At 54.6% G+C, this 25,527-nt stretch carries 27 protein-coding genes; 8 read left to right on the forward strand and 19 right to left on the reverse strand.

Annotated features, from left to right (window positions below):
* Positions 1-108 precede the first annotated feature (108 nt).
* Genes OGY06_RS20555 through OGY06_RS20565 form a run of 3 tightly spaced genes read left to right on the forward strand, consistent with a single transcriptional unit; the run spans position 109 to position 2,553 of the window.
* Entirely contained in the window at positions 109-888 is a 780-nt protein-coding gene (locus OGY06_RS20555; RefSeq protein WP_286605915.1) for a T6SS immunity protein Tli3 family protein, read from the forward strand.
* 1 nt (position 889) lies between these two features.
* A complete protein-coding gene (locus OGY06_RS20560; RefSeq protein WP_286586896.1) occupies positions 890-1,150 on the forward strand; it encodes a PAAR domain-containing protein in 261 nt (86 codons plus the stop codon).
* Complete coding sequence (locus OGY06_RS20565; RefSeq protein WP_286605916.1) at positions 1,147-2,553, forward strand: KPHS_23130 family T6SS system protein; 1,407 nt, start codon at positions 1,147-1,149, stop codon at positions 2,551-2,553. Before OGY06_RS20560 ends, OGY06_RS20565 begins: the two co-directional genes overlap by 4 nt.
* A 71-nt stretch (positions 2,554-2,624) precedes the next feature.
* On the opposite strand, the gene OGY06_RS20570 is transcribed toward OGY06_RS20565, so the two are convergent.
* The 3 genes from OGY06_RS20570 to OGY06_RS20580 form a co-directional block, all read right to left on the reverse strand.
* Complete coding sequence (locus OGY06_RS20570) at positions 2,625-3,566, reverse strand: ABC transporter substrate-binding protein (protein WP_003826688.1); 942 nt, start codon at positions 3,564-3,566, stop codon at positions 2,625-2,627.
* A gap of 88 nt (positions 3,567-3,654) precedes the next feature.
* Positions 3,655-4,650 carry an ABC transporter permease subunit gene (locus tag OGY06_RS20575; protein WP_003826690.1) on the reverse strand — a complete coding sequence of 332 codons (996 nt, stop codon included), beginning with the start codon at positions 4,648-4,650 and terminating at the stop codon, positions 3,655-3,657.
* Positions 4,643-6,166, reverse strand: coding sequence for a sugar ABC transporter ATP-binding protein (locus OGY06_RS20580; protein WP_003826691.1), 1,524 nt, complete (start codon positions 6,164-6,166; stop codon positions 4,643-4,645). Before OGY06_RS20580 ends, OGY06_RS20575 begins: the two co-directional genes overlap by 8 nt.
* A 114-nt stretch (positions 6,167-6,280) precedes the next feature.
* Here OGY06_RS20580 and OGY06_RS20585 point away from each other — a divergent pair, with 114 nt between their 5' ends.
* The 3 genes from OGY06_RS20585 (at position 6,281) to yjdP (ending at position 9,760) form a co-directional block, all read left to right on the forward strand.
* Complete coding sequence (locus OGY06_RS20585) at positions 6,281-8,554, forward strand: hybrid sensor histidine kinase/response regulator (RefSeq protein ID WP_286605917.1); 2,274 nt, start codon at positions 6,281-6,283, stop codon at positions 8,552-8,554.
* A gap of 175 nt (positions 8,555-8,729) precedes the next feature.
* A complete protein-coding gene (locus tag OGY06_RS20590) occupies positions 8,730-9,362 on the forward strand; it encodes a GNAT family protein (protein WP_063941245.1) in 633 nt (210 codons plus the stop codon).
* 68 nt (positions 9,363-9,430) lie between these two features.
* Positions 9,431-9,760, forward strand: a complete 330-nt coding sequence (gene yjdP / locus OGY06_RS20595) for a DDRRRQL repeat protein YjdP (RefSeq protein WP_003826698.1) — start codon at positions 9,431-9,433, stop codon at positions 9,758-9,760.
* 3 nt (positions 9,761-9,763) lie between these two features.
* Here the strand turns inward: yjdP and phnP are convergent, their stop codons facing one another.
* From phnP to OGY06_RS20675, 16 genes are all read right to left on the reverse strand, one after another.
* Positions 9,764-10,522: a phosphonate metabolism protein PhnP gene (gene phnP, locus OGY06_RS20600; protein ID WP_286605918.1), complete on the reverse strand. Its 759-nt coding sequence runs from the start codon at positions 10,520-10,522 to the stop codon at positions 9,764-9,766.
* 8 nt (positions 10,523-10,530) lie between these two features.
* Positions 10,531-10,965: an aminoalkylphosphonate N-acetyltransferase gene (phnO, locus tag OGY06_RS20605; protein WP_164563230.1), complete on the reverse strand. Its 435-nt coding sequence runs from the start codon at positions 10,963-10,965 to the stop codon at positions 10,531-10,533.
* Complete coding sequence (gene phnN, locus OGY06_RS20610) at positions 10,952-11,506, reverse strand: ribose 1,5-bisphosphokinase (protein ID WP_008786953.1); 555 nt, start codon at positions 11,504-11,506, stop codon at positions 10,952-10,954. Before phnN ends, phnO begins: the two co-directional genes overlap by 14 nt.
* 2 nt (positions 11,507-11,508) lie before the next feature.
* Positions 11,509-12,645, reverse strand: a complete 1,137-nt coding sequence (phnM, locus tag OGY06_RS20615) for an alpha-D-ribose 1-methylphosphonate 5-triphosphate diphosphatase (RefSeq protein ID WP_079938997.1) — start codon at positions 12,643-12,645, stop codon at positions 11,509-11,511.
* Positions 12,642-13,328 carry a phosphonate C-P lyase system protein PhnL gene (phnL, locus tag OGY06_RS20620; protein WP_063941249.1) on the reverse strand — a complete coding sequence of 229 codons (687 nt, stop codon included), beginning with the start codon at positions 13,326-13,328 and terminating at the stop codon, positions 12,642-12,644. The genes phnM and phnL overlap by 4 nt, the downstream gene beginning before the upstream one ends.
* A gap of 169 nt (positions 13,329-13,497) precedes the next feature.
* Positions 13,498-14,256 carry a phosphonate C-P lyase system protein PhnK gene (phnK, locus tag OGY06_RS20625; RefSeq protein ID WP_126319494.1) on the reverse strand — a complete coding sequence of 253 codons (759 nt, stop codon included), beginning with the start codon at positions 14,254-14,256 and terminating at the stop codon, positions 13,498-13,500.
* Entirely contained in the window at positions 14,253-15,044 is a 792-nt protein-coding gene (gene phnJ, locus OGY06_RS20630) for an alpha-D-ribose 1-methylphosphonate 5-phosphate C-P-lyase PhnJ (protein WP_232079158.1), read from the reverse strand. The genes phnK and phnJ overlap by 4 nt, the downstream gene beginning before the upstream one ends.
* A 46-nt stretch (positions 15,045-15,090) precedes the next feature.
* Positions 15,091-16,158: a carbon-phosphorus lyase complex subunit gene (locus OGY06_RS20635; RefSeq protein ID WP_003826713.1), complete on the reverse strand. Its 1,068-nt coding sequence runs from the start codon at positions 16,156-16,158 to the stop codon at positions 15,091-15,093.
* Positions 16,158-16,742, reverse strand: a complete 585-nt coding sequence (gene phnH, locus OGY06_RS20640) for a phosphonate C-P lyase system protein PhnH (RefSeq protein ID WP_003826715.1) — start codon at positions 16,740-16,742, stop codon at positions 16,158-16,160. Before phnH ends, OGY06_RS20635 begins: the two co-directional genes overlap by 1 nt.
* Positions 16,739-17,191, reverse strand: coding sequence for a phosphonate C-P lyase system protein PhnG (phnG, locus tag OGY06_RS20645; RefSeq protein ID WP_008786958.1), 453 nt, complete (start codon positions 17,189-17,191; stop codon positions 16,739-16,741). Before phnG ends, phnH begins: the two co-directional genes overlap by 4 nt.
* Positions 17,192-17,917 (reverse strand): phosphonate metabolism transcriptional regulator PhnF, encoded by a 726-nt coding sequence (phnF, locus tag OGY06_RS20650; RefSeq protein WP_063941252.1) that lies wholly within the window; start codon positions 17,915-17,917, stop codon positions 17,192-17,194.
* A 20-nt stretch (positions 17,918-17,937) separates the two neighbouring features.
* Entirely contained in the window at positions 17,938-18,717 is a 780-nt protein-coding gene (gene phnE / locus OGY06_RS20655) for a phosphonate ABC transporter, permease protein PhnE (protein WP_016155398.1), read from the reverse strand.
* A gap of 133 nt (positions 18,718-18,850) precedes the next feature.
* A complete protein-coding gene (gene phnD, locus OGY06_RS20660; protein WP_149335878.1) occupies positions 18,851-19,867 on the reverse strand; it encodes a phosphonate ABC transporter substrate-binding protein in 1,017 nt (338 codons plus the stop codon).
* Positions 19,868-19,890: 23 nt separating this feature from the next.
* Positions 19,891-20,679 (reverse strand): phosphonate ABC transporter ATP-binding protein, encoded by a 789-nt coding sequence (phnC, locus tag OGY06_RS20665; RefSeq protein ID WP_003826726.1) that lies wholly within the window; start codon positions 20,677-20,679, stop codon positions 19,891-19,893.
* Positions 20,680-20,811: 132 nt separating this feature from the next.
* Positions 20,812-21,261: a VOC family metalloprotein YjdN gene (gene yjdN / locus OGY06_RS20670; RefSeq protein ID WP_003031832.1), complete on the reverse strand. Its 450-nt coding sequence runs from the start codon at positions 21,259-21,261 to the stop codon at positions 20,812-20,814.
* Positions 21,262-21,400: 139 nt separating this feature from the next.
* Positions 21,401-21,736, reverse strand: a complete 336-nt coding sequence (locus OGY06_RS20675) for a zinc ribbon domain-containing protein YjdM (protein ID WP_003031835.1) — start codon at positions 21,734-21,736, stop codon at positions 21,401-21,403.
* Between the two features lie 541 nt (positions 21,737-22,277).
* On the opposite strand from OGY06_RS20675, the gene crfC reads away from it, so the two are divergent.
* Both crfC and OGY06_RS20685 read left to right on the forward strand, forming a co-directional pair.
* Positions 22,278-24,635, forward strand: coding sequence for a clamp-binding protein CrfC (gene crfC, locus OGY06_RS20680; protein ID WP_003826731.1), 2,358 nt, complete (start codon positions 22,278-22,280; stop codon positions 24,633-24,635).
* A complete protein-coding gene (locus OGY06_RS20685) occupies positions 24,632-25,525 on the forward strand; it encodes a diguanylate cyclase regulator RdcB family protein (RefSeq protein WP_286605919.1) in 894 nt (297 codons plus the stop codon). The genes crfC and OGY06_RS20685 overlap by 4 nt, the downstream gene beginning before the upstream one ends.
* The last annotated feature ends 2 nt before the right edge of the window (positions 25,526-25,527 follow it).

The following is a 25,527-nucleotide window of genomic DNA, read 5'->3' on the forward strand; positions in this document are numbered from 1 at the left end:
CGGAAGTGGTGGGCTATAAGGGCTGGACCCGGATGCACTGCGATATGGATGCAGGGAAATAATCTGCAATGGGATATGCCCAAACCGCTTAATGTTTAAGGATGAATTATGAATAAGGGAAGAGCGTTAAAAATAATAATCGGAACTATTTCGCTATGTGCTATCGCTGGCTGTACGAAAAAAACACCCTCACAAGTTATTTATCGCTATGATGATAGCCGGTATCTCGAACTAAAAGGTTTCGATTGTGAAGGTGCGCTTTGGTATCATGATACCAGGAGAAATATACATAAAGAATTAGTAAATGGCATTTATTCAACGTATCAGGTATTTTCCGGAGTATATATTCACCCGTCAGATAAGTATATTCTGATACCGCGATGGGAGCCAGATGCTTACAAGATATCTAAAGATTACGGTCAAACGTGGCAGGTCGCAATATATATGGCTTCTTTCCCGGCGCTGGAGAGAAACTCAGACGGTATTATGCGCGACTATCCTGAAGGAAAAGAAATAAAAAGAGTGGTGGTGGTTAATAATCAGGCATTTATTTCCACTGCACAAGGACATTTGTATATGAGCTCATACCCTTTTGACGACCCGCGTCTGGCGCCGGGTGGTCCAGGTATAGACTATCAATACTTTGATGACACCTATTATCTCTACAGACCTGGCAAGCATAAATCCGGTGGCGAGTATGTGGACGGCCATACCAGTCCTGAGTTTCCAGGTGCTGCGTGGGGAACGGTGGTATTTATGAAAGCATCTTTAGCCCATTTAACGGAAGGTTATAAGGCTAACTATCAAAACCTGCCGGACAAAGAGCCGGAGGTGGTGGGCTATAAGGGCTGGACCCGGATGCACTGCGATATGGATACAGGGAAATAATATGAAAGGTGTAATCAGGCTAAACGATCCGCTGGAAAATGGCGGATATGTCAATAAAGCTTCTGGTAGCAAGTTTATGGGAATTCCTGTCGCTTTACAGGGGGATACTGTGGTTTGTATTCTGCACAAAAGTACCTTCCCAATACTTGATTTTGAGCCAACCTGGACAATGGACGGCAAAGGCGTCGTTGTGGATGGCTGTAGGGCCGCATGTGGTTGTGCAATTAAAACCACACTACCAACGGCGGGGACAAGCAAATGAGGAAATGGAAGATACCAAACAAGAATCCCTATGAAGAACCAGAAAAATTCCCGCTTAATATTATGCTGATCATTAGCTGTGCTATCTTTCTGTTTTTTATAACGTACAATATATTCAGCTGGTTGCAGGACAAGAAAGTTCCTGATGATCTGATATGGAATGCAATAGGTATCCCGTCGCTAATAGTATTAGCAATCTGGTGTGTGGTGGTAATCACTTACGGTGTTATATCTTTTCCATGTTACTATGCGGGTTATCTTGAGCAGTATGGTATGAACCAGTGGAAAAACTGGGCAATACGGGCATTGCCTCTTTTAGACTATTCATCCATTCTCCCGGTGCCTGAACTGGCATTAAAAATTCAGAAACTAGAGGGTGAAGCGCCAGAAGGTTCTGCAACGCCGTTACGCATTGATATTGAAGTTGACTCAATGGATGACGCCAGAGTTGATAAAGTACTAAGGCAGTTGATAGAGCCCCTCAAATGTTCTCTTGTCAGGGATTATCGGCCTTTTACTACCTGGCTGTACGTTAAGGGAGCGGATGACACTATCGGCAATAGTTTCAAGGCGGTGCTGGCAAGTCTGAGCATCCCCAAAGATAAGGTCGGAAAAATCAATATTCTTCACAAATGTCCTGATTATTTTTTAATAAATGAGTGGGTTGATTTAAATATTTCTGAAAATAACCTGGTTATTACCGTTGAATTGCATGATGAAAATAATGCTGATTTTTTTGAAAGTGCTAATGCCTTTATTTTTACCAATACACAACTGCTTAAAGATAAAGACACACCTTTATATTTATTACGCATGATGGACAGTACCCCTTACTATCTTGATGAAATCGTAAGTACATATCTTTCTGCACAGCAAGTTGATGTTAGTAAAATTAAAAAACTATGGTTCAACTCACTGGATAAGCAGTCAAAATTCGTATTGTTTAGTGGGATAGAAAACGCAAAAACGAGCATTTTGGCCGATAGTCGATATGAACTGGAGGCCGTCACTGGGCAAAGCACAGAGGTTCAGCGCTGGGTTGTATTAGCGTTGGCTGCGGATGCTGCAAAATATGGTCAAGGCCATCAGTTATTCGCCAGTACATCCGCAGATACTATTCAATCCGGCATAATAGCTGCTAAATATCCAGGATGCTGGCCTGCACTTGATAAGCTGGATTTCCATGATTATTGGAGAGTCATAAAATTGTGCGCAATTATTTTATGGTGTATGGGATTTGTAAGTCTCGTACCACTAGAACTGTTCCAAAGTCACCCCTGGTATACGTTTGCACCTTTGGTTATTGGTATTCTGGTTATTTACACGGCGGTTATGATTTTTTCTTTTATACTGAGTCATAATATAGAAGAGGAAATGGATATTTATTACTCTCAGTTTTTATGAGGTAAGCGCCCTGACGGGCGCTCTTGCTTCTTTGACTCTCTTTGTGGCAGGAGCCTTAGTCGGTTCAGGATTTATTTCACCGTCCAACCCTTATAACTGCCGACGTTGTTTTTATCGATCATCGTCACCGGGATCAGCACGGGTTCTTTCGGGGCGGGTTTCCCCTGCAATATGTCATAGCCGATTTCGACCGCTTTGGCAGCCATCACCTGCGGATCTTGTGCCGGAGTCGCCACAAATAGTGAGTTTTCGCGCTTCAGCGCTTCTTCACCGTCTGGGGATCCATCTACGCCGACAATAAAGAATTCGCTACGCTGCGCCTGTTTTGCCGCCAGATCGGCACCGATCGCCGTCGGATCGTTAATGGCGAATACGCCGTCGATCTTCGGATTCGCCGCCAGCAGCGCGGTCATGATCTCCAGCCCGCCTTCGCGACTGCCTTTGGCGTTTTGGTTATGCGACAGCACCTTGATGTCAGGGTGGCGTTTAAACTCAGTCTGGCAGCCTTCCACGCGGTTCTGGACGGCGGAAACCGGCGGCCCGTTGATGATGACGACGTTGCCTTTGCCTTTCAGGCGGTCGGTAATGTATTTACAGGCCATTTCACCTGCCTGGGTGTTATCGGAGGTAATGGTCGCGTCTGCGCCTTCCGCTGCCACGTCAACGGCAACCACCACGATCCCGGCGTCTTTCGCGCGTTTTACCGCCGGGCCGATGCCCTTGGAGTCGGCGGCGTTAAGGATAATCATGTCGACTTTGGCGGCAATAAAGTTGTCGATCTGCGACACCTGTTGCCCCAAATCGTAACCGCTGGAAACCAGCGTTACTTTAACGCTATCACCTGCCAGCTTGCGTGCTTCCAGCTCCGCGCCTTTGGTGATCTGCACGAAGAACGGGTTGGCCAGATCGCCCACCGTAACGCCAATCGATTTCAGTTCTTTTGCCTGCACAAACGGAGCTGCAGCAAGCAGGGCGCCAGCACAGAGCGCGGTCACTAATGGCTTCAAACGCATACTCGTTTCCTCACGTAGGGTATTGTTGTTATACGCCTGATGGCGCTGCGCTTATCAGGCCTACGAATGAGCAGGCCAGTAAGCTTGTCTATGCACTTTGATGGTGTCGGGTACGGTATTTGTCGATTAGCACCGCTATGATGATCACCGCCCCTTTGATCACCAGTTGCCAGAAATAGGAGACGCCCATTAGCGTCATGCCGTTATTGAGCGTGGCGATTATCAACGCCCCCACCAGCGTGCCGGTGATGGTGCCGATCCCGCCAACAAAGCTGGTGCCGCCGAGGATCACCGCCGCGATGGCGTCCAGCTCGTAACCCATACCTAAGTTGCCGTTGGCGCTATACAGCCGCGAGGCGCTCATCACCCCGCCAAGACCTGAGAGCAAACCGCTCATGCCGTAGACGAACAGCAGCACCAGCCACACTTTGATCCCGGTTAAACGTGCGGCCTGCATATTGCCGCCGACCGCGTAGATATGAACGCCGAGCGTGGTGCGGCGCAGAATGAACCAGCACACCACCACCACCGCCAGCGCAATGACCACCAGCCACGGAACCGGGCCGAGATAGTTGTTACCGATCCACTCAAAGCTGATATTGGAGTTAATCACCGTTGTACCGTCGGCCAGCAGATAGGCCGCGCCGCGCAGCGCCGTATAGGTTCCAAGCGTGACGATAAACGGCGGTAGTCCGGCAAAAGCGACCAGCGCGCCGTTAAATAATCCCAGCACCAGGCCGAGCATCAGCGCCGCCGGAATTGACAGCATGGCAAGCTCAGGAATAAGAGAAACGACCATGGCTGCGACGGCGGTGGTGCCGAGAATCGAGCCAACCGAGAGGTCGATCCCGCCGGTCAAAATAATGAAGGTCATGCCAGCCGCCAGCACGATGTTGATCGACGCCTGACGGGTTATATTCAGCAGGTTGCTTTCGGTAAAAAAGTTGGGCGCGATAAAGCCAAATACCGCCACAATCAGGATGAGAATCGGTAAGATGCCGACTGTTTGCATCAGATCGCTCATCAGCATTCTTTTCGCGGAGGCGGATTTCGCCACCTGCTGGGGAGGGGTTGGATTATTCATGGGGCACCGCCTGATGGTGGGAGTCGTTCACGCCGGTAGCCAGCGTCATAATATTTTCCTGGGTAATACTTTGTCCGTTCAGCTCGCCGGCAATGCTTCCTTCCCGCATGACGTACACGCGATCGCTCATGCCGACGACTTCCGGCAGTTCGCTGGAGATCATCAGGATCGCTACGCCTTTGCGCGCCATATCGTTCATGATCCGGTAGATCTCGCTTTTGGCGCCAACATCCACGCCGCGCGTGGGTTCATCGAGGATCAAAATACGTGGGCCGATAGCGACCCAGCGTGAAATCAGCAGTTTTTGCTGATTTCCGCCAGACAGCCCGCCCGCGCGTACCTGTGCGTGCGGCACGCGGATGTTGAGCAGCTTGATGGCGTCATCGGAAATAGCCTGCGCCTTTTTGCGATCGAGCATGCCCCAGTTGGCGTCACGCTCCAGCGTTGCCATGGTGATGTTTTCTGCCGCTGCCAGCTCTAAAAATAATCCCTGCTCTTTGCGGTTTTCCGTCAGAAAGCCAATGCCGTGGTCAATCGCCTCGCGCGGGGAGTGGATCACTACCGGTTCACCGTCTACTTCAATCATGCCGCCGATGGCTTTACGAACGCCAAAAATCAACTGAGCCAGCTCAGAACGCCCGGCACCGACTAACCCAGCCAGGCCGACGATCTCCCCGGAGCGTACCAGCAAACTGCACGGCTGCACTTTGTTGCCATCAGTCAGGTGATGAACGTTGAGGCGCGCTTTACCTAAGGGAATGTCGCGCTCTTTGTTGAACAGATCGCTCAACGGACGGCCCACCATCATGCGCACCAGCTCCGAGGCGTTGAGCTTGTCGCGGATCAGACTGCCAACATATTGCCCGTCGCGCAGGACGCTGACGCGGTCCGAGAGTTCGTACACTTCCGCCATGCGGTGGCTGATGTAGATAATCGCCATCCCCTCATCGCGCAGGCGCATGATCAGTTCAAACAGGCGGTGGGTTTCACGTGAGGAGAGGGCGGCGGTGGGTTCATCCATTACCAGAATGCGGCTGTTACGGTGCAGGGCACGGGCAATTTCCACCTGCTGCTGTTCGGCGATGGTCAACGTCATCACGCGGTCGCTGGCCTTAAACTGGGCGCCGAGTCGGTCGATAACTTTCTGCGACTGCATGACCATCTCTTTACGCTGGACCAGACCGCCGCGCGACAGCTCGCTGCCAAGAAAGATATTTTCTGCCACTGTCAGGTTTGGCGCGAGCTGCATCTCCTGATAAATCAGCGTGATGCCTGCGCTAAGCGCGTCTTTTGGCCCGCGAATGTGGAACGGCTGACCGTCAATCAGGATCTCACCGCTGGTGGCGGTATAGGCCCCTGCGAGGATCTTCATCAGGGTACTCTTCCCCGCGCCATTCTCGCCCATCAGGGCATGAATCTCGCCCGGCCAGACCGTTAAATCGACCCCTTTCAGCGCGTAAAATTTGCCAAACGCTTTAGCAATGTTGCGCATCTCCAGAACCGGTGTCCTGCTCATGGCGGATCTCCTGTGGGGTGGCCGATATCAGCAGTCCATCACAGGAATGTAAATGCAAAATGTCAGAAGCCGTTCATATTTGTCATATTGCGATTTTTCTTCACGGAGCGTGATATGCCGCAACCGGGACGTCACTTTTTCGCCAGTGCGCGCGGACGATTGCTGTTCTTCAATCTGCTGGTGGTGGCGGTCACGCTGATGGTGAGCGGCGTGGCGGTGCTGGGTTTTCAGCACGCAAGCCAGATTCAGGAGCAGGTGCAGCAGCAAACCGTTGACGACATGACCGGCAGCATGAACCTGGCGCGCGATACGGCGAACGTGGCGACGGCGGCAGTGCGGCTGTCGCAGGTGGTCGGGGCGCTGGAATACAAAGGGGAAGCGGAGCGGCTGCAGGAGACGCAAAGGGTGCTGAAGCAGTCGCTGGAACAACTGGCTACCGCGCCGCTGGCGCAGCAAGAGCCGGTGCTGGTCGAGCGTATTATCCAGCGCAGTAATGAACTACAAAGCAGCGTAGAAGGGATGTTGCAGCGCGGGCAGCGGCGACACCTGGAGCGTAACGCGTTGCTCAGTTCGCTGTATCAAAATCAAAGCTATTTACGTCATCTGCAAAAGTTGACCGGCGCGCAGGATGATGCGCTGCTGGGGCAGATGGACCGCTTAATTGTTGCCGCCATCGACACGCCCACGCCGCGTTCGGTGGTGAAACAACTGGATGCGGTGATGCCTGCGCTTCCCTTGCGCCATGCTAGTCCGCTGATTAGCGGTATCCTCAACGACTTCAACCAGGAGCTGCATAAGCTGGAGCCGCTCTCTTCCGCGCTGGAGCAGAGCGATTTGGCCATCAACTGGTATATGTTTCATATCAAAGCGCTGGTGGCGATCCTCAACAGCGATATCAATCAGTATGCCTCGCAGGTGGCGCTGATCTCAGAGCAGCGGGTGGCGCAAAGCCATCAGGAACTGCAATCCGGCGCGTTGTTTATTTTAGTGTTTGCGCTGCTGGCGGTGGTGATCACCGGTTTTGCCGGATGGTATATCTACCGTAATCTCGGCTCCAACCTGACGGCCATTTCACGGGCGATGACCCGGCTGGCGCACGGTGAATCAGACGTCAGCGTCCCGGCCCTGCAGCGGCGTGATGAGTTAGGCGAGCTGGCCCGCGCCTTTAGCGTCTTTGCCCGGAATACGGCGTCGCTGGAGCACACCACCCGGCTGCTAAAAGAAAAAACCAGTCAGATGGAAATCGATCGCACCGAGCGTCAGGGGCTGGAAGAAGCGCTGTTGCACAGCCAAAAGCTGAAGGCGGTGGGGCAACTGACGGGTGGATTAGCACATGATTTCAATAACCTGCTGGCGGTTATTATTGGCAGTCTGGATCTGGTGAATCCGGAGTCGCCCGATGCGCCACGGGTCAATCGGGCGCTAAAAGCCGCCGAGCGCGGGGCGCTGCTTACCCAGCGACTGCTGGCCTTTTCGCGCAAACAGTCGTTGCACCCTCATGCGGTGGAGCTGAAAACGCTGCTGGAAAATCTGGGCGAACTGATGCGCCACTCTCTTCCGGCCACGTTGACGCTGGAGATTGAAGCCCAGTCTCCCGCCTGGCCCGCGTGGATTGACGTCAGCCAACTGGAAAACGCCATTATCAATCTGGTGATGAACGCCCGTGACGCCATGGACGGGCAGGCGGGCACGATTAAAATCCGTACCTGGAATCAGCGGGTCACGCGCAGCGATGGGCGCAAGCAGGATATGGTGATGCTGGAGGTTGCCGACCAGGGAAGCGGGATGTCACAGGAGGTGAAAGCCCAGGTCTTCGAGCCGTTTTTCACCACCAAACAGACCGGTAGCGGCAGCGGACTGGGGCTGTCGATGGTCTACGGTTTTGTGCGCCAGTCCGGTGGCCGGGTGGAGATTGAAAGCGCTCCCGGGCAGGGAACGACGGTCAGGTTGCAACTACCTCGTGCCGTTGTGCCGGTGCAGGCTCAAGTGGAAGCGGTAGCGGTACATGCGGCGAACAGCGGTGAAAAACTGGTGTTGGTGCTCGAGGATGAGGACGATGTACGCCAGACGTTGTGCGAGCAATTACACCTGCTGGGCTACCTGACGTTAGAGGCCGCAAACGGGGAACAGGCGATGCATATGCTGGCGGCTTCATCCGAGATTGATATTTTTATTAGCGACTTAATGCTGCCAGGTGGTTTAAGCGGCGTGGATGTGGTTAACCATGCCCAGGCACATTATCCGCAGTTGTCCATCCTGCTGATAAGCGGTCAGGATTTACGTCCGGCGCATAACCCGGCGTTGCCGGATGTGGCGCTATTGCGTAAGCCTTTTACTCGGGGAGAGCTGGCGCAGGCGCTGTGGAAAAGTGAACAGTCATACCGCTAAGACATTGTCCTCTTCGCATACTATTTTGCGAGCTTCCTTCGGAAAACTAAACCTGCCAAAGAGATTAGGAATTCATCAAGACCAGGGAGCAAACGGGTGATGCTAATCTGAGCAAACACAGCCCGATTAGGATATAAAAGGAATTATGCCAGTACTAACAAGAGGTGATTCGCAGATGATTGTGATGCCGACAACGTATAGCCCGATGGCCGTCGCCCGCTCGTTTAAGGTGGTGGATACGTTTGAGCTTTCCGGGCGTATTCTGCTGGTTATTTATGACAGGCAAACTCCACGCGCAGCAATCATTGAAGCTGATATTGAGATTTTTAATGGCGTGCCTCGCCATCGGGTTCTTGCTGCACTGGATTTGCAGCGTAAACCCTACCTGGACAACGATATTTTAACGGTGGAACGATGTTGGGAAGAGGCGTCTGTGTTTCAGATAGAAGGGATATGTGTTAATCCGTCCGAACGAGATAAAGGGTTGGCGACGCGCCTGTATGAAGCACTGATTTTGCGCTGTGGTGTAACGCTGATTAGCGATTTTGAGCAATATGATGGCGGGAAAATGCTCTGGCAGAAAATTGCGCGTGAGTCTGAATACATCTCAGTTTTTATCCTGGACACGGAGCAAAACGCATTCTGGCCGTATGATGGTTCGAAAGTTATATATGATGGGGGATGTATCCCAGAAGAGCGGATATGGAGCATGTCACCAGATACAAAATGCCACGGTGTTGTTTTGGTGGCAGAGGAAAAACAACGCGCTTACCAGTTGATGGAGCCAGGGGCGTCCTATCGAGTTTGAGATTCCTCCGCTACACCTTCTTTTCTGCGTTGACTAACGTAAAGCCAGTTCAACTTCGGGTCTGGCTTATGAAATGTTATCCCATGCTTTTATTGTTTAGCTTGCTGTCACTGACCACCATGTCAGCGCAGGCGGATATTATTGATGACGCCATTGGTAATATTCAGCAGGCGATTAACGACGCATACAAACCGGACAACGGGCGGGATTATGATGACTCCCGTGATGAAAGCTGGCAGCGCCAGATGAGTGACGACCGGCGCAGGCAATATGACAATCGCCGCCGCCAGTTTGAAGATCGACGTCGCCAACTGGATGACCGTCAGCGCCAGCTCGATCAGGAACGGCGTCAGTTAGAAGACGACGAACGCAGAATGGAAGAAGATTACGATCGTTAGCTGTTACTCCAGAACAATCTCCATTCCGTCATATCCTGCCTCAAACCCAGCGGGAAGCTGATTTTCCATCATCCACAGGTCGAACTGGTGGCTGATGTGCGTCAGGATCACTCGTGGGCAGCGGATGACGTCGTTCAATGCGATAACGGTGTTTAAATCACAATGATTGCGCGGTGGCTCGGCGCGCGGGGCATGGCTGCAGTCGATGATAATCACCTGAGGCTGGTTATTGTGGAGAAACTTCAACGTCTTGTCGGGAAGTCCGGCGGTATCGGAGAGCCACGCCACGCGGCTATGTGCGGTCTCCAGCAGATAACCAAACGTCAGCTTTGAATGGTTGAGCGGTAGCGGTGTTACCTGCAATCCTTGCAGGTCGAACACCACGAACGGTGCCACGGTATGGCTAAAATCGAGGATGCCGGGATGCTTAAACAGATCGTCGCAACCCTGTTCATCCGGCGGACCGTACACCGGGATGGTCGTCCCCACGCCCCAACGTAGCGGAAACAATCCCTGTACATGATCCATATGATAATGGGTCAGCAGAAACTGCTGGAAGCTGCCCGCCGGCCAGTCGTCCATCAGATGCGGGAGCCCCGCGTCCAGCAGTGTCACCGCATTATTGAACTTGACCACCCCGCTACATGGGCGTCGACGGTATTGTGCCTGTAAGCGTGCTCGTTGGCAGGCCGCGCAGTCGCAGCCAAATGTCGGCACTAGCTGTGCGCCGCCCGTTCCCGTCAGCGTAATGGTCAGACCCATGGCTCCCCCTACAACGGTTTGGTGAAGCGAAAATGGCTCATGGTATAGCCTTCACGCTGGTAAAAACGGTGTGCGTCAAGGCGTTGGGTGCTGGTGGAAAGTTCGGTGACTTCTGCGCCCGCTTCGCGCGCGGTGGCTTCGGCCCAGGCCAGTAACTGACTGCCGACCCTTAACCCTCGTGCCTGTGGCATCACCACCAGTTCCTGAATCTCGCCAATCCAGTTGGCGTGGTGCAGATGAAACTGCAGGTGCAGGCCGATCAAGCCGACGACCTGTCCGTTGAGCAGCGCCAGCTGGTAGTGCATATTGGGATCTTGCAGATTTGCGGCGTAGCCAGCGCTAAAGGCCTGCAGATCGAATTGGCCCTGCTTCAACTCACAGACAAGCGCGTAAACCGCATCGGTATCGTATAGCGTGGCGCGGCGTAATTCACAGACAGACATGTTTCTTCTCCTTGCGTCCCATCAGTGTGAGTAGTGTATCGACAGACTGTAGCAAACTTCCATCGTTGTTCAGGACGTGGCAGTCATACGGGGCGTAGCGGGCTGCGCGTTCAAGGCGGGCGGCGATTTCCGTTTCGCTCTCCCGTCCACGCGCCTGCAAGCGCTGGCGTAAAATTGCCGGAGAAACCTGTAAGCAAATGGGGAGTAAAGATGTGCCGTAACGGGCCTGCGCCTGGGGCAGATGTGCACGCGAGCCGTTGACCACCACATCAAAACCGGCGTGTAGCCAGAGGTCAATCTCCACGCCAACGCCGTAGTAGAAGCCATTGGCGTGCCAGCTCAGCGCCAGCAGGTTCTGCCCGGCGCGGGTAAAAAATTCTTGTTCGCTCAGCGCAATATGATTTTCATTCCCGGCGTTGGCGGCGCGGGTGATGTAACGGTGCGCTACCAGCAGTTGCGCCGGTTCCTGCTGGCGGAGTTCGGCCAGCAGACTGTCCTTACCGGAGCCGGATGGCCCCATCAGCCAGATCAGTTTACCCATAGTCAGAATACCCTTTTGCCCTGACGCCAGACGTGATCGATATGGATGTTGCCGCCTTTGCGGTGCGCCAGCACCAGATCCGCGCGTTTGCCTTCGGCAACAACGCCACGATCGTCGAGATTTAATGCCCGTGCCGGATTGCGGGTCACCAGACGAATGGCCTGTGGCAGCGTAAAACGGTTGGCGTCGTCGTCCGCTACGCGAAACGCCGCATCGAGCAGGCTGGCGGGATAGTAGTCGGAGGAGAGAATATCCAAAAGCCCCAGCTCAGCCAGCTTATGCGCCGCTACGTTGCCGGAGTGAGAACCGCCGCGCACGATGTTGGGCGCGCCCATCAGCACGTTCATACCATGCTGGCGCGAGGCTTCAGCCGCTTCGAAGGTGGTAGGAAATTCGGCGATCACGCTGCCAAGCTGGTGCGATTCCAGCACATGATCATGGGTGGCATCATCATGGCTCGCCAGCGCAATCTGGCGCTCACGACACATCTGGGCAATCGCCGTGCGATTGGGCTGTGACCAACGCGCCGCCAGCGCTAACTGTTCTTCTTCATAGCGGGCCATCTGCTCGTCGGTGAGCGAATACTTACCTTGATAATACTCGCGGTACTTCTCGCGATTGGCGAACTGACGCTGGCCTGGCGAGTGATCCATCAGCGACACCAGCGTTACCGGCTCGCGGCTGACCAGTTTTTCAAACAGCGGCAGGGTAGTGTGATGCGGCAGTTCGCAGCGCAAATGCAGGCGGTGCTCGGCGCGATTGACTCCGCGCTTCTGCGTCTCTTCGATCGCATTGATCATCTTCTCCAGATTTTCCAGACGGTCGCCGCCGTCGCGCACATCGCCAATCGCCACCGCGTCCAGCACAGTGGTAATGCCGCTGGCCACCATTAGCGCGTCGTGGCTGCTCATCGCCGAATGCGCAGGCCAGTCTACCTTCGGGCGTGGGGTAAAGAATTTGTCGAGATTGTCAGTATGTAGCTCGATAAGCCCCGGCAGCAGCCAGCCGCCTTCGCCGTCCAGCGCCTCTGGTAGGCTGCTCGGACTTTCAGCAAAGGCGCGAATGATCCCGCCCTCGATTTCCAGCGATCCTTGCACCACTTCATCTTCCAGTACCAGCTTTACATTATTGATAATCATGCTGTTGTTCCCATCAGATGCAGACGATCCGCTACGCGGTCGCGCACGGTTTGATCGTGAAAAATACCGACAATTGCCGCGCCGCGGGCTTTCGCCTCTTCAATTAATGCGACGACGGCGGCGCTGTTTTTGGCGTCCAGTGAGGCGGTGGGCTCATCGAGCAGCAGAATCGGGTAATCGACGATAAAGCCGCGGGCGATGTTGACGCGCTGCTGTTCGCCGCCGGAAAAGGTCGACGGCGCCAGGTGCCACAACCGCTCCGGCACGTTCAGGCGGGTAAGCAGGTTAGCTGCTTTGGCTGCACACTCCTCACGGGAGACCCCCAGATCCAGCAGCGGTTGCATCACCACATCCAGCGCGGAAATCCTTGGGATCACGCGCAGGAACTGGCTCACCCAGCCGATGGTTGAACGGCGAACCTCCAGTACTTTGCGCGCCGGGGCCTGCACCAGATCGACCCATTCATCGCTGTGGCGGATGTGGATGCGTCCTTCATCCGGCAGGTAGTTGGCGTACAGCGAACGTAGCAATGTGGATTTGCCGCTGCCCGAGTGACCGTGCAGCACCACGCATTCGCCGCTTTTAACGTCCAGAGTGGCGTTTTGCAGCACCGGTAGACGCACGCCGTTTTGCTGATGCAGGACAAAGGTTTTACTGACATTTTCAACGCGGATCGCGTTCATTTTTAGCCTCTTTAGACATTTTTGCGTTCGATTGCCTGATGCGCTTCGCTTATCAGGCCTACAACCAATGCCGCTCCGTAGGCCGGATAAGGCGTAGCCGCCATCCGGCACAAGCGATGCCGTTCCGTAGGCCGGATAAGGCATAGCCGCCATCCGGCACAACAAAAAATCAGTTCTGCAACACCGACGACACCAGCAACTGGGTATATGGATGATGCGGATCGTCGAGCACGCGATCGGTTAACCCACTTTCCACCACCTGACCTTGCTTCATCACCAGCAAACGGTCGGCCAGCAGGCGCGCGACGCCCAAATCGTGGGTGACAATAACTACCGCCAGATCCAGTTCCACCACCAGGCCGCGCAGCAGGTCCAGCAGTTTGGCCTGTACGGAAACGTCCAGCCCGCCGGTAGGTTCGTCCATAAACACCAGTTTGGGATGGGTGACGAGGTTGCGGGCAATCTGAAGGCGCTGCTGCATGCCGCCAGAAAAGGTGGTGGGCAGATCGTCGATACGCGAGGCAGGGATCTCTACCTCCTCCAGCCAGCGCTGAGCGGTGGCGCGGATGTCGCCGTAGTGACGCGCGCCGGTGGCCATCAGGCGTTCGCCGATATTGCCGCCTGCGGAGACCTGACGGCGCAGGCCATCCAGCGGATGCTGATGCACCACGCCCCATTCGGTGCGCAGCAGACGGCGACGGTCGGCCTCGTTCATGTCGTACAGCGAACGGTTCTGATACAAAATCTCACCGCTCTGCGGCGTCAGCCGTGAAGAGATCGATTTCAGCAGCGTGGTTTTGCCGGAACCGGACTCGCCGACGATGCCCAGCACTTCGCCTGGCCACAGGTCAAAAGAGACATCGCTGAAGCCCTTGCCCGGCGCGTAGAGATGGGTCAGGTTGTTGACTGAAAGCAGCGGTTGCGTCATTTGCTGAGGGCCTCGCTCTGTTGGCGGCAGTAGTCGGTGTCGGAGCAGACAAACATGCGTTTGCCGGTGTCATCGAGCACCACTTCATCGAGATAGCTGTAGGTTGAGCCGCAGATGGCACAAGGCTCATCCCAGCTCTGCACGGTAAACGGGTGATCGTCGAAATCGAGGCTTTCCACGCGGGTGTAAGGTGGAACGGCATAGATACGCTTTTCGCGGCCAGCGCCAAACAGTTGCAGGGCCGGCATCATGTCCATCTTTGGATTGTCGAATTTCGGGATGGGCGACGGGTCCATGACGTAGCGGTCATTGACCTTCACCGGATAGGCGTAAGTGGTGGCGATATGGCCGAAGCGGGCGATATCTTCATACAGTTTCACCTGCATGATGCCGTACTCTTCCAGCGCGTGCATGGTGCGAGTTTCCGTTTCACGCGGTTCGATAAAGCGCAGCGGCTCAGGGATCGGTACCTGGAAGATGATTATCTGATCTTCCACCAGCGGTGTTTCCGGGATGCGGTGGCGGGTCTGGATCAGCGTCGCATCTTCCGTACGCTCAGTGGTATTCACTCCGGTCACACGCTTGAAGAAATTACGAATCGACACGGCGTTAGTGGTGTCGTCTGCGCCCTGGTCAATCACCTTCAGCACGTCCGGCTCGCCAATCACGCTGGCGGTAAGCTGAATACCGCCGGTTCCCCAGCCGTAGGGCATCGGCATTTCACGTCCGCCAAACGGGACCTGGTAACCCGGGATCGCCACCGCTTTCAGAATTGCGCGGCGGATCATGCGTTTGGTCTGCTCATCAAGATAGGCAAAGTTGTAGCCGGAGAGGTTAGTGGTCACGGGTGGCCTCCTGTTGCAGGCGTTTGAGCAGTTCCAGTTCGGCCTGGAAATCGACGTAATGGGGAAGTTTGAGGTGCGAAACAAAACCCGCCGCCTCGACGTTATCCGCATGCGCCAGCACGAACTCTTCGTCCTGCGCCGGTCCTGTGACCGTTTCATCGTATTCGGCTGCCTGTAGGGCGCGGTCCACCAGCGCCATCGCCATCGCTTTACGTTCGCTCATACCGAACACCAGCCCGTAGCCGCGGGTAAAATGGGGGGATTCATTTTCTGGCGCGACAAACCCGTTAACCATTTCGCATTCGGTCATCAGCAGTTCGCCGACGTTCACCGCAAATCCCAGCTCTTCTGGTACGGTTTCCAGTGCCACATAGCCACTGCGGATTTCGGCGGCAAACGGGTGGTTGCGCCCGTAACCACGCTGAGTGGAGTAGGCCAGCGCCAGCAGATAGCCTTCGTCGCCGCGCATCAGCTGTTGCAGACGTGAAGCACGTGAGCAGGGGTAAACCGGCGGCGTGCGGGTGATGTCGTCGGGTGTCGCGCCATCATCCTCTTCACGCTTTGCCAGTCCCTGGTTGGCCAGAAGGGAAAAGACGTGTGGGGAGGCATCCTGCGCGCCGTCTGCGCTGCGCAGAGACGGCGTTTCGCCATTGGCCAGCAGGGTAAAATCCAGCAGGCGATGGGTGTAATCATAGGTTGGTCCCAACAGTTGCCCGCCGGGAATATCTTTGTAGACCGCCGAGATTCGGCGCTCAAGGCGCATTTCTGCACTGTTAACCGGTTCACTGACCGCCACTTTTGCCAGCGTAGTGCGGTAGGCGCGGAGCAAGAAGATGGCTTCGACGTTATCACCGCTGGCCTGCTTCAGCGCCAGCGCCGCCAGTTCGCGGTCGGCGATGCCGCCTTCGGTCATCACCCGGTCAACGGCCAGGTTCATCTGCTGTTCGATTTGTGCCACGCTCAGTTCAGCAATGGTCTCATCGCCCCGGCGTCGGTTTTCCTGTAGGGCGTGGGCGTTGGCTATCGCCTTTTCGCCCCCTTTGACGGCGACGTACATCAGCACACCTCCACATGGGTGGTTCGCGGAATAGCCAGCAGGCGTTCGCCGCAGGTGAGGATCAGATCGACCCCCAGTGGGAACGGGTGCGGGCGTTCGGTGAGTTCGTGAATCAGGCATTCCGGCAGCTGTGGCGCGATCATGCGCTCTTCGGCAATGCCCGCACCGGTCAGACGCAGCATACGTCCGCCGCTTAAGCCTGCGACCTGCACAATCAGCGTGGCGCTGGTCTCTGGCGCGACGGCTGAACCGGCGGAGAGGGCGTTAAGCTGTTCGCTGCTGATGCGCTCGTCGGCGACGGCAAAGGCCGCCAGCTGCGGCTGATCCACCAGCGGCGCGTTGGTATGAAAACGCAGGTTCTGGCGGGCAATATCGTTATCCATCGACGGCGCCAGCCAGACCGGCGTGTCGCCATCGACCAGGGTCAGCAGCACGCTGGTGGTCGCCAGACCCAGCGGCTGCCAGCCGTGTTTCAGTTGATGCAGGGCGACGATTACGCCCGGTTCGCTCATGGCTTTCAGCAGGCGACGAAAGCTCTGCTGAGCATCCTGAACGGGTAAATTAAAAGCGGTCTGTAAAGTCATGCGTTATCTCCGCGTACCAGCGTGAAGAAGTCGACCCGGCTGGCGTTGACTTCGGCACGGCGTGCGTTAATCAGCGCATCGCGTTCCGCTTCCAGCGGGGCAATTAAGGTTTCCATTAGGTTCTGGAAATGCGTTTGTTCCTGCAGCAGTGCGTCAATCACCGCGCACTGCTCGGCATGTTGTTTATTGCGTCCCAGCAGGTAGCTGTAACCCAGCGTGCCGCTCTTCAGGCGTACCACTGCGCGGGTAAGGGTGGTGTCACCGGCAAAGAAGCGGTTGCCGGTACCGCCCATACGGGCCTGGATCTGCATCAGTCCGCTTTCCGGAGCGCGGATAAGTTCATAGTCCGGCGTCAGCTTGAGCGCGGTGATGCGGGCGTTCAGGGCATCGGCATTGCTGTATGCCAGCGCGCGCATCCAGCGCTGGCGGGTGGCGGTATCGAAATGCATTCAGTGCTCCATAGTGAATTCGATCATGTCGGCGCGGGTCAGGCTGACGGAGTATTCCGCCGCGTGTTCTTCGCCTTCACGGTGGTTCAGGGTGCGCACGCACAGCAGCGGCGCCATATTGGGGATTTCCAGCACCTTGCTCTCTTTGGCCTGCGCGCGGCGGGCGCTGATGCGCGTTTGCGTGCGTAGCAGCCTCAGACCGGACTGTTCGCGCAGGTAGTCATGCAGCGAACCGCTGTTGAAGCCTTGCAGCAGCGGCCACAGCGAGAGGTCGGAAAAATAGTGGTCGATCTGGCACAGTGCGATACCGTTAACCCGGCGCAGGGTGCGCAGGTGAATCACATTATCGCCCTCGTTTATGCTGAGCGCATCGGCAATGTGGCTGGAGGCCGGACGCAGCACCGCCAGCAGTTTTTCGCTGGTGGGATGGCTGCCCTGGTCCAGCAGATTCTGACTAAAGCGCGCCTGGGCATTAAGCGGGTAATCGAACGGGCGCATCAGCACCAGCACGCCGACGCCCTGACGACGCTGAACCCAACCGCGTTCAACCAACTGGTCAATGGCGCGGCGCAGGGTGTGGCGGTTTACCTCGTAGCGCGCGGCAAGCTGATGCTCGGCGGGCAGATAGTCACCGCAGCGATAATGTTGACGTAGCTCCTGCTCAAGTCTCGCGGCAATTTCCTGATAACGCGTTGGATAACTGGTCGGATGTGTAGACAAGTGCATAGCAATCAATGCCTCGCTAATCAGATAAAGTGCTTACGCAAACGCTGGGAAAGAAAATCCAGCAGGCTGACGGTGACGATGATTAACACCATCAGGGCGCAGGTTTGCTGGAACTGAAAGCCGCGAATCGCTTCCCATAAGGTCACGCCAATACCGCCTGCACCCACCATTCCGACCACCGTGGCCGAGCGAACGTTGGATTCAAAGCGATACAGCGAGTAGGAGATAAGCAGCGGCATGACCTGTGGCAGAACGCCGTACAGAATCTCTTCAATTTTGTTGGCACCGGTGGCGCGAATGCCTTCTACCGGACCTGGCTCAATAGCTTCTACTGCTTCGGAAAGCAGCTTGGAGAGTACCCCGGTAGTGTGGATAAACAGCGCCATCACCCCGGCGAATGGGCCTAACCCGACGGCGACCACGAACAGCATGGCGAAGACCATTTCATTGATGGCGCGGCAGGCGTCCATCAGGCGACGCATCGGCTGGTAAATCCACCACGGGACCAGGTTATCGGCGCACATCAGGCCGAAGGGGATCGACAGCACAACGGCGAGGGCGGTACCCCAGACGGCAATTTGCAGAGTGACGGCCATTTCACCGAGATAGTCCTGCCACTGGCTGAAGTCCGGCGGGAAGAAGTCGGCGGCGAAGGTCGCCATATTGCCGGAATCCTGGATTAGCGTGAGCGGAGCCATTTCGGCACCTTTCCACGAGACTACCAGTACGGCGAGAAGAATGGCCCAGCTCAGCAACGAGAACCAGCTACGTTTGGGCGGGGCGACGGTGATGGTTTGCATGTTTAGCTCCTGGGTGTCGATGTTTCGGGTCTGTTGTAGGCCGGATAAGGTGCTGGCACCGCCATCCGGCATGTAATCCTTTGCATTGCCTGATGGCGCTGCGCTTATCAGGCCTACAATTTGGTCACCAGGGTTACTGCACCGCTTTGGTGACGCTGGTCATAGCGCCCAGTGCGGCGGTCAGACGGTCAAGGTCATCGAGCTGCGCTTTCAGCACCGAGGTTTTGCTGGTTTTCTCTTCCTCGTTCAGCCCTTTGTTGTCCTTCACACCCTGCATCTCTTTAAACAGCGCCAGCTGGCGAATCGGCACCAGTTGCAGATCGCTGGAGGCGCGGAACGGTGCCCATCCCAGGCGTTCCAGTACGGTTTTCTGTTCCGGTGTTTTTCCGTAATTCATAAAGAAGTCGTACACCTTGTCCTTGGTGGTTTCGGAAAGGTTTTTACGCCAGACGATCGGATCGCCCGGGATCAGTGGCGACTTCCAGATAACCTTCAGCTCTTTCAGTTTTTCCGGCGCGGAAGTTTTCAGCTTGTCGAGGTTTTCGGTGTTGTTGGTGGCGACATCGACCTGCTTGTTGGCGACGGCCAGTGCGTTGGTTTCGTGTCCGGCGTTAACGGTGCGTTTGAAGTCGCTGGCGGAGATGTTGTTTTTGGCGAAGACGTAGTAGCCGGGGACGAGGAAGCCTGACGTTGAGTTAGGATCGCCGTTGCCGAAGGTCAGATCCTTACGTTTAGCGATCAGATCGTTCAGGTTATTGATCGGACTGTCTTTGTTAACGATCAACACGCTCCAGTAACCCGGGGATCCGTCGGCGGCGACGGTCTGAGCAAACACTTGTCCGTTAGCACGATCCACCGCTTCCATTGCCGAGAGGTTGCCGTACCAGGCGATATCAACTTTGTTAAAGCGCATTCCCTGGATGATCCCGGCGTAGTCCGGGGCGAAGAAGGCGTTCACTTTCACGCCCAGTGATTTTTCCATGTCCTTCAGGAACGGTTCCCACTGCGGCTTCAGGTTTTGCTGTGATTCGGTCGAAATAATGCCAAAGTTCAGCGCTTTTTCTTGCTCTTCGGCATGGGCCGGGGTGAGCAGTGTGCTGAGACTAAACATGCTGGTGAAGGCCAGCGCGGCAACTGTTCTATAACTCATTTCCATTCCTCATTGTGGGGATGTCAGGCAGCCTGCGCGTTCTGTTCGACGCGGTTCATGCTGCGGTAGAGATGGTCAAAACGATCGTTATCAAAATGCTGGCTGCTGCCATCAAAGAAGACGTTGCCCTGGCGCAGCGCGACGATGCGTTCGCAGTAGCGCAGGGCGTAATCCACCTGATGCAGCGTGACGACCACGGTGATGCCGTCGGTCTGGTTTATGTCGCGTAGGGTGTCCATCACGATGCGGGCGGATTCCGGGTCCAGCGAGGCTATCGGCTCGTCGGCGAGGATCACTTTGGCCTGCTGCATCAGTGCGCGGGCGATTGCGACACGCTGCTGCTGACCGCCCGAAAGCGTGGAAACGCGCTGGTATGCAAAGTGCGCCATGCCCACGCGGGTCAACGCCTGTAATGCACGCTGTTTTTGTTCCTGGCTAAACCAGCTAAAACAGGTACGCCAGAATGGCGTGCTGCCGAGCGCGCCAATCAGGACGTTCTCCAGCACCGTCAGGCGGTTCACCAGATTGAACTGCTGGAAGATGTAGCCGGTGTGGGCGCGGCTTTTGCGGATATCGCGCGCCAGGCGGCCTTCATGTTGAACGGTGCGGCCCAGCAGCTCGACGCGGCTACCGGGGGATTTATCACCGGTGATCAAACCGCTTAAATGACGTAAAAGGGTGGATTTGCCGGAGCCAGACGGCCCAAGCAGAGCCACCATCTCACCGGAACAGATGTTCAGATCAACTGCATTGAGCGCCTGATGTTGATTGAAGGACTTGGAGAGTTTCTCGACGCGAATAATCGTTTGCATGATGCGGCCTCCCTAAAAAAGTGGCCCCATCGTGGCGGATTAATGTGACGTTTTCGTTAAGGGATGGTTACTCGACGATGAAGAGTTGAGCGCTATTTGATGACAGTACGGGAGGGCTGGCCTCCCGTTAGATTACTCTGTAGGGGGTTGCTGTTGTTTGACGACGTTGATCATCCACGGCACGCCATACTGGTCGCTCACTTTACCGAAACCGTGGGCCCAGAAGGTTTCCTGCCAGTCCATTTCGATTTTTCCGTTTGCTGCCAGGTTATCAAACCAGCGTTTGCCTTCATCGACGTTTTGCGTGTCGAGCACCAGCGTAAAGCCAGAGTAGTGAGCATTTCCGTCCGGGGCGCTATCGCTCATCATGATGTCACTACCCGCAACGCGCAGGTTGGCGTGGGCGATGGCGGTATCGGGGAATTTCATGCCTGAAGGGCAACCATCTTCGCTATCCTGCGCCGATTTGGGCATTTCACCGAAGTTGATTTTGTAGAGTAGCTCAGCGCCTAACGTTTTTTGATAGTAGGCGATAGCGTCAGCGCAGTTGCCTGCAAAGGAGATATAGGGACTTAACGGCATAATCTTTACCTCAGGTAAAAGAAGCCAATTAAGTGTAGTTAGCGTCTGCAAAAATAAACCAGGCGGGAAGTATGAGCTTCCCGCCTGGCAGAAGAGCTGGTGTTGACCTGATTAGCGTCGCGCTATCAGGCAAATTGCATCAGTTCTTTTTCACAAACTCAGATTTCAGCTTCATTGGGCCAAAGCCATCGATTTTGCAATCGATGTTGTGGTCGCCTTCAACCAGACGAATGTTTTTCACTTTGGTACCGATCTTCAGCATGGAAGAGCTACCTTTTACTTTCAGATCTTTCACGACGGTAACGCTGTCGCCGTCAGCCAGCAGGTTGCCGTTGGCATCTTTAACGATCAGTTCGTCGCTGTCCTGCGCCGGTTCAGCATCGTTCCATTCGTGAGCGCATTCCGGGCAGATGAACATGCCGTTATCTTCGTAAGTGTATTCGGAGTTGCATTGCGGGCAGTGTGGTAATGACATGTGGATTTCCTCAAAAGTCAGCAGGGGCAAATGCGCCCAAAAAATGGCAGATTGCCGAAAAAGGCCGCAATTATACATAAAATCCCTGCTTTTGTCGGGACTACTGCGTGATTACGCAAAATGATCTGCTGTAAAGACCCTCTACTTTCACCTCAATGAAAGTATGGCGGAATATTTTTTAAGGGAAATTGCTACGCTTAGATATTTAAGATAAGGTGAGGCGAAATATCTGATATTCATAGGTAACATTGCTTAGAAATGCCTAAGTCATTGTGATTGAATATCATTGAACCCCTTAAATTTAGTAGGGGGATTCCGCTGGCATTTTTTAAAACTGAACTACGCTGTTTATCTTTCTTACTTATTTTCATAAGTGAGAGGCATCAGGCCAGCGGTTATACACCAAATTTATTTTAATAATATCAATTGGTTGTTTTGATTTTAATTATTTCTATACGTAATTATAAAAGCCAAAAAATCTATAAATAAAACGATTGGGCTAAATAAAAGCAATGCCATTTGCGTTAAGGAAAAATTTTCCATGCACACACAGACAATATATGAATTAAGTCAGGAAGCGGAACGCTTGCTGATGCTCTCGCTTGAACATCTCAGGCAATTGCAAAAATTGCCCGTGACCTCGTTGGATGATGTCGCGCTAAAACAAGGAGAGCATAGCAGTCAGGTTGTTCAGCCCCTGCATTTCAGCGCGCGTGGCATGGATGTCCAGCAAGCAACGCTCAATAATGAGCTGCGCAAGATTACGCGTCTGGAAATGGTGCTGGCGATTGTTGGCACGATGAAAGCGGGAAAATCGACGACGATTAACGCGATTGTAGGTACAGAAGTTTTACCTAATCGTAATCGCCCCATGACGGCGTTACCAACGCTAATACGCCATACGCCGGGGCAGAAAGAGCCGGTGCTGCATTTTTCACATGTCGCGCCGATCGATGCCCTAATGAAGGTTTTGCAGCAGCGCGTGCGCGAGTGCGATCGCCTGCGTCTTACGCAGACCCTGGAAATTGACAAGGATATGAATGTTCTGCTGCAACATATTGAAAATGGTGTGGCATTTGAACGGTATTATCTTGGTGCACAGCCTATTTTCCATTGCCTTAAAAGCCTCAACGACCTGGTGCGCCTGTCAAAAGCATTGGACGTTGATTTTCCTTTTGCCGCCTATGCCGCGATTGAGCATATTCCGGTTATTGAGGTTGAATTTGTCCATTTGGCCGGACAGGCAAGCTACCCAGGGCAATTAACGCTGCTGGATACCCCGGGGCCGAACGAGGCGGGACAACCGCACTTACAAAAAATGCTCAATGAACAGCTGGTGCGGGCCTCTGCTGTGCTGGCGGTGTTGGATTACACCCAACTGAAATCGATTTCCGATGAGGAAGTGCGTCAGGCGATTATGGCGGTCGGCAAGTCAGTGCCGTTATATGCGCTGGTCAATAAATTCGATCAGAAAGACCGCAACAGTGATGATGAAGAACAGGTGCGGGCGTTGATTTCCGGCACGTTGATGCAAGGCGGAATCTCCCCTGAAAGAATTTATCCGGTCTCCTCAATGTGGGGCTATCTGGCAAACAGGGCGCGTCATGAGCTGACGACGCGCGGGCGACTGCCGGATCATCAGGAGCAACGTTGGGTGCAGGATTTTGCCGAAGCGGCCCTTGGAAGACGCTGGCGTACCACCGATCTTGACGATACGGAACACATCCGCCATGCCGCCGACCTGTTGTGGGAAGACTCGCTGTTTGAACAGCCGATCCAGAAAGTGATTCACGCCGCTTATGCCAATGCTTCGCTGTATGCGCTTCGCTCTGCGTCACATAAGTTATTGAACTATGCACAAAGCGTGCACGAATATCTGGAATTTCGTGCCCACGGGTTAACGGTCGCCTATGACAAACTGCGGCTGAACATCACGCATATTGAAGAGGATATGCAGCAGTTAGAAGTGAGCCAGGGGCGGGTGAGCGATGAAGTCAGCCATGAAGTAGAACTGGCGCTGGAGGCTGCTGCTGCCTATCTCAGTGAGCAACAAACCGAGATTCTTTGCGGTATCAACACGTTCTTTGTCAAAGAAAACGTCCTGATGATGTCACAACACGGTCTGGGGAATGCTGTGAATACGGCAGAAATGGCCGGAGAGATGTTGGTGTTGCATGATGAAGGGCAGGCGAAAATTGTGTTAGATAAAATTCGCTCGTCCTGTGAGGGGGTATTGCTGGCGGCGCAGGAAAGCATCAGCCGGGACTTAGCCCTGCGTTTTGAACAGCTTGAGTCGACGCTCTCCCGGGCGCTAAATGACGCGATGCGGCCAATTGAGCAAAGGGTGAAAGAGGAGCTAAACCACGCCGGTTTTCGTGCGCGGATCCGTTTTCCAGCGTTCCATACGGCGATGTTTAATTTCAATACCCGCCAATTGTTTAACGAGGCCATTGAGCAGGATATTCCGGCAGAAAATGCGCCGTCTACTGGCGGTGTGGTGCGTGACACTTTCTCTCGTTGGCTAAATCAACCCAACTGGGGATGGAATGATTACGTCGAAACAAAAACGCGTTATCTCATTGATATGGGCGCATTGCATAAAAACCTTGTGCAGTACGTCTCCCAGTTTTGCCAACAAATTCGTAAAGCTTTAGCTGCTCAGGTCGATATCTCCGTTACGGCTGGCATGGCCACATTTTTTGCTGATTTCTCTCTGTGCCTGGCGCAATTGCAGGCGAGTCTGAGTGAGAGTCTGACGCTACGCCAACAAAATGAATCTGCGGTGAATGCAATGAATGAGCAATTGCAACAGCGCATTACGATTGCGGCATGGCTTTATGAAGATTCCCGATTGCTGCGTGACGATATCAATACCCTTTTTGCAACCGAGCACACATGACTAACGTTTTACTGGAAGGCCCCGGGAGGACGCTGGAGTGTGTCTACCCGAAGTTTATGGTCGATCTGGTTCAGGGAGATGAAACCAAACGTTCCGGCGGTTTTCTGCAACAGCAGCAGCGGCTGCGCGCGCGTCTGACGCAGGAGGTGTTATCCCAGACGCAACTGCGTGCGTGGGTGATGGCAGGAGTGTCCAGCGAACATCTGGTGATGCGCCTTAAGCTGGTGGAGAAGCTGGCAGGCATGATTGACCCGGGTCATCTGGCGCTGGTACGGATCGTCGAAGGGCTAATATTTTTGCAACAAACAGAACACCCGCGTGGGCTTTCAACCCCCGGTCTTTTACAGCAAATAAATTCACTGACTGATTGGTTTACCCAACGCGCGGCGTATAAAGAGAAGGCGCTGACCCAGCGCGGCCTGACGGTTCAGGCGGGCGAGCATAGCGAACAAATTTTTACCCGCTGGCGGGCTGGCGCGTATGACGGCTGGTCGTTACCAGGACGCTGTTTTGTCGCGCTGGAGGAGCTACGTTGGGGAGCTTTTGGTGATGCCTGCCGGTTAGCGAATGCCGATGTGGTGTTAATGCTAAAAGACAACCTGCGAACCATGGCTGCTCAGGCATTGGCGGACAGCGTGAATGCAGCGCCCGCTACGCGTCATTACTATCATCATTGGCTCAGCACGCCAGCTGTCGGCGGATCGGGCGAGTATAACGATATGCTGAGCTGGCTGGGGAGCTGGTGCGATGCGCAACGTCATCCTGTGAGCTGGTCGGTGACGCAGCGTTGGCAAAATGTGGCGCTGGGAATGCCGCGATTGTGTTCGGCAAAGCGGCTGGTCGATGCGATGGTTGAGGAGATTTTTGCACCGACCCTGCTCGTCAATTGAGC

Source organism: Citrobacter sp. Cpo147 (assembly GCF_030332405.1).
GTDB classification, from domain to species: Bacteria; Pseudomonadota; Gammaproteobacteria; order Enterobacterales; family Enterobacteriaceae; genus Citrobacter; species Citrobacter portucalensis.